The 3,880-nt window shown below is 64.5% G+C and carries 3 protein-coding genes; all 3 read right to left on the reverse strand.

Translation table 11 applies throughout. From position 1 onward, the window contains the following. Positions 1–39: 39 nt before the first annotated feature. Positions 40–510 (reverse strand): EF-hand domain-containing protein, encoded by a 471-nt coding sequence (locus tag AC1DX0_RS32395; RefSeq protein ID WP_477219507.1) that lies wholly within the window; start codon positions 508–510, stop codon positions 40–42. A gap of 50 nt (positions 511–560) precedes the next feature. Then, the gene (locus AC1DX0_RS32400; RefSeq protein WP_477219508.1) at positions 561–3,521 is read right to left on the reverse strand and encodes a bifunctional [glutamine synthetase] adenylyltransferase/[glutamine synthetase]-adenylyl-L-tyrosine phosphorylase; all 2,961 of its coding nucleotides are present in this window, start codon (positions 3,519–3,521) and stop codon (positions 561–563) included. Further along, positions 3,521–3,880: sensor histidine kinase (locus tag AC1DX0_RS32405; protein ID WP_477358474.1), on the reverse strand; the 360-nt coding region annotated here is incomplete at its 5' end. The genes AC1DX0_RS32400 and AC1DX0_RS32405, both read right to left, overlap by 1 nt.

Here is a 3,880-nt window from a genome sequence, read left to right on the forward strand (position 1 = left end):
GGCTCCGGCCGGCGCGCCGGAGCTTTCCTCGAACAAACCTCACTGCACGCTGCCGTCGTTGCCTTCGTCATCCAATTGGGAGTGATGGTCGCCCTTCGGTAGCTCACCCTTCTCGATCTTGCCGTCATTGTTCTTGTCGAGCATGGCGAAGACCTTTTTCTCGCGACCGGTGATGTCATCTGACGTCAGCGTGCCGTCGCCCTTGGTGTCGTAGCGGGCGATGATGCGCTTTGCCGTCCGCTCGAAGCGCGCCTTCTCCAGCGCGTCGGCGAGCTGGGCGACGGTCAGCTTGCCGCCATTGGCGGCAACGAGCTTCTTCAGCCGCGCGTTCATGGCTTCGGAGAACTGGTCGAAGGTGATGGCGCCATCTGAATCGCTCATCGCCTTGTTGAGGCGCATCATCGTGTCCTCGCGCATTTTTGCGCTGGCATTGTTTTCGGCATAGGCCGTGGTGCCGACGGCGCCGGCAAGTGCTGCGAAGGCAAGGGCAAGCTTGGTTGACTTTCTCATGGGTCTTCTCCTGTTGCATCGTCACCCCCGATGCGGCCGGACCAGCTATTTCACGGTCGTCCGGCACGAAGCAAAAGGTCGAAATCCTTCCTGACCTTTTGCGACGTCTCCTTGAGATGTGCTTCCAGCACACTGAAATCCGGCAGGTCGGTCACCGCCAGAAGCAGATCCGAAAGTCCCGGCGGAACGTCATCGCGCTCGAACGCTCCAGTGAGGCACAGCCGCGTCATCTGGGTCAGCGCCAGATAGAGCGCGAAGGCGGCGCCAAGTTCCTCTCTGACTCCTGCATCAGCGAAGCCAGGCGCGAGGCGCGACAGGATCTCGGCCGTACCGGTGACACGTGGCCCGGCCTCAACCTGCCCGGTGATGACAGCCACCTGGGCGATGAATTCGAGATCGATCAGTCCGCCAGGGATCAGCTTGATGTCCCAGAGATCGCGCGGCGGCTTTTCCTTATCGATCATGGCGCGCATGTCCGAGGCCTCGGCCCTAGCCTTTGCCGCGTCGCGCGGCTGGCCAAGCACGGCGGCAACCTCCGCTTCGACTTCAGCGCACAGGCCAGCATCGCCGGCAATGGCGCGTGCCCGCGACAGTGCCATGTGCTCCCAGGTCCAGGCCTCCTGGCGCTGGTACTTCTTGAAGGCGTCGATGTGGGTGGCCACCGGACCCTTGTTGCCGGACGGCCGCAGCCGCAGGTCGAGTTCGTAGAGCACACCCTCGGCTGTCGGTGCCGAGACGGCCGCGATCAGCCGCTGCGTCATGCGGGTGTAGTAATGCGAAGGCGCCAGCGGCTTGTCGCCGTCGGAATCCTCGGCATCCGCGTCATGGTCGTAGAGCAGGATGAGGTCGACATCCGACCCGGCGGTCAATTCGCGACTGCCAAGCTTGCCCATTCCTAGCAGCGAAACAACGCCGCCGGCGATCGTGCCGTGGCGCGCCGCGAATTCGGTTATCACCGCCTGCAAGGCCGCCTCGATGGTGAGATCGGCCAGATCGGAAAAGGCGCGGCCGGCCCGGGCCGGATCGATCGAGCCSGCRAGCAGSCGCACRCCGATSAGGAAYTTCTGCTCSGAGGCAAAGATGCGCARWCGGTCGAGCACATCCTCATAAAGGCGATCGCCTTCGACAAAGGCGGACAGCCGTGCCGACAGATACGCGCGGTCCGGCAGTTCACTCAGCAAGGCCGGGTCGAGCAGGCCGTCGAAGACATGCGGCCGGCGTGTGATGATCGCCGCCAGCCGGGGCGCTGCGCCCATGATCGTTGCCATCAGCTTGAGCAGCGCCGGGTTTGACTGCAGCAATGAAAACAGCTGGATGCCGGCCGGCAGGCCGGCAAGAAACTCGTCGAAGCGGATCAGCGCCTCGTCCGCCCGGCGCGTCTGGCCGAAGGCCTTGAGCAGCGCCGGCGTCAATTCCGTCAGCCGCTCGCGCGCTTCCGCCGACTGGGTGACGCGGTAGCGGCCAAAATGCCAGCCGCGGATGACGCGGCAGATGTCGCTTGGCCGCTGGAAACCGAGGCCATGCAAGGTCTGCAGCGTGTCGGGATCGTCGACATCGCCGGTGAAGACCAGATTGCCGATGCCCGCCGAAAGCTCGGGGGCCGTTTCGAAAAGTGCTGCATAATGGCGTTCGACCTGCTGCAACGAGGCGCGAAACGCCAGGGAAAAGGCAGCCGCATCGGCAAAGCCCAGCATGCGGGCGATGCGCTCCAGCCCCTCATCGTCTTCCGGCAGCGTGTGGGTCTGCTCGTCGGCCACCATCTGGATGGCGTGCTCGACGCGGCGCAGGAACCAGTACTGGCGGGCGAGTGCGTCACGCGCCTCAGTGGTGATCCATCCGCGGGCCGCGAGTTGGCCGAGCATCGGCACGGTTTCGCGGCCGCGCAGTTCCGGAAAGCGGCCGCCGGCGATGAGCTGCTGGGTCTGGACGAAGAACTCGATCTCACGGATGCCGCCACGGCCGAGCTTGACGTTGTGGCCCTTCACGGCGATCTCGCCATGGCCCTTGTGGGCGTGGATCTGGCGCTTGATCGAATGGACGTCGGCAATCGCCGCGTAGTCCATGTATTTGCGCCAGATATAGGGCTGCAACTCCTTGAGGAAGGCTGCACCCGCGGCGAGGTCGCCGGCGACCGGACGCGCCTTGATCATCGCCGCGCGTTCCCAGTTCTGGCCACGCGCTTCGTAGTAGCGCAGTGCTGCTTCAACGGGGATCGCCAGCGGAGTCGAACCGGGATCGGGGCGCAGCCGCAGATCGGTGCGGAAGACGTAGCCGTGCTCGGTGCGATCCTGCAGGATGCGCACCAGCCGTCGCGTCAGCCGCGAAAACAGCTCTGTGGCGTCGAGAGGATCGACAATTGCGGGTGCTTCCGGATCGAAGAAGACGACGAGATCAATGTCGGAGGAGAAATTCAGCTCATGCGCGCCGAGCTTGCCCATGCCGAGCAGGATCCAGCCCGACTGCCGCGACGGGTTGTCGAGATTGGGCAGTTTGAGCTTGCCCTGGCCATGCGCGTCGCGCAGCAGGAAGTCGACTGCCGCCCGGGTGCAGGCGTCGGCAAGGTCGCTCAGCCGCCGTACCGTCAGCGACGTTTCCGCCTCCCCGGCGAGGTCGGCGAGCGCGATCAGGAAATGCGCTTCGGCCTTGCACTGGCGCAGCTCCATCATCAGGCTGGATTCGGAGACCGCCTCGGCCAGCGGCGCCTGTTCGATCGCGGCGGCGATCGCCTTCAGACGCGCCTCGACCGGCTGGTCGAAGAGAGCATCCAGAATCCGGGGCCGGCGACGCGCCGTGTCGCGCAAAAATGGCGAGAGATCGAAGACAGCGGTAAGGAAATCTTCGCCCTTCCCTTTGCCGGCCAGGAACTTGGCCAGCCGCGTCAGCCCTTCTTCGCGTGCCACAGCAGTGATTTCGGTCAGTTCCTGTCGCGCCCGACCTTCATCGAGAGGGACAAGCTCCAGCACCGGCTTCAGCAGCCAGTCCGTGGCCGTCCGTTTCGCGGCCGCAGCCATCAGTGATCCTCCCGTGCAGGGAAACTCATGACCACGGATAGTCCCGGATTGCCAGGCAAGAGATCAAGCCGTCCAGAGTGGAAGGTCATGACCGCCTTGGCGAGGCTGAGGCCTAGGCCGGAGCCAGGCTGCGAGCGGCTCTTCTCCAGCCGAACGAAACGTTCGGTCGCCCGAGCGCGATCGGCATCGTCTGGAATGCCCTGGCCGKTGTCGGCGACACAAAGCCTGATCTCGCCATGGGTGCGCTCAAGCGTCACCCGGACCGCCGGCTTGGACGTGGAATCAGTCGAATATTTGATCGCATTGTCGACGATGTTGGACAGCGCCTGGCCGATCAGTTCGCGGTTGCCGTTGACGAC

The organism is Mesorhizobium sp. P3_A9 (genome assembly GCF_056402975.1).

Excerpts from the sequence above, each read along its gene's own strand:
- AC1DX0_RS32395 (WP_477219507.1), bottom strand. The coding sequence starts at position 510 with ATGAGAAAGTCAACCAAGCTTGCCCTTGCCTTCGCAGCACTTGCCGGC.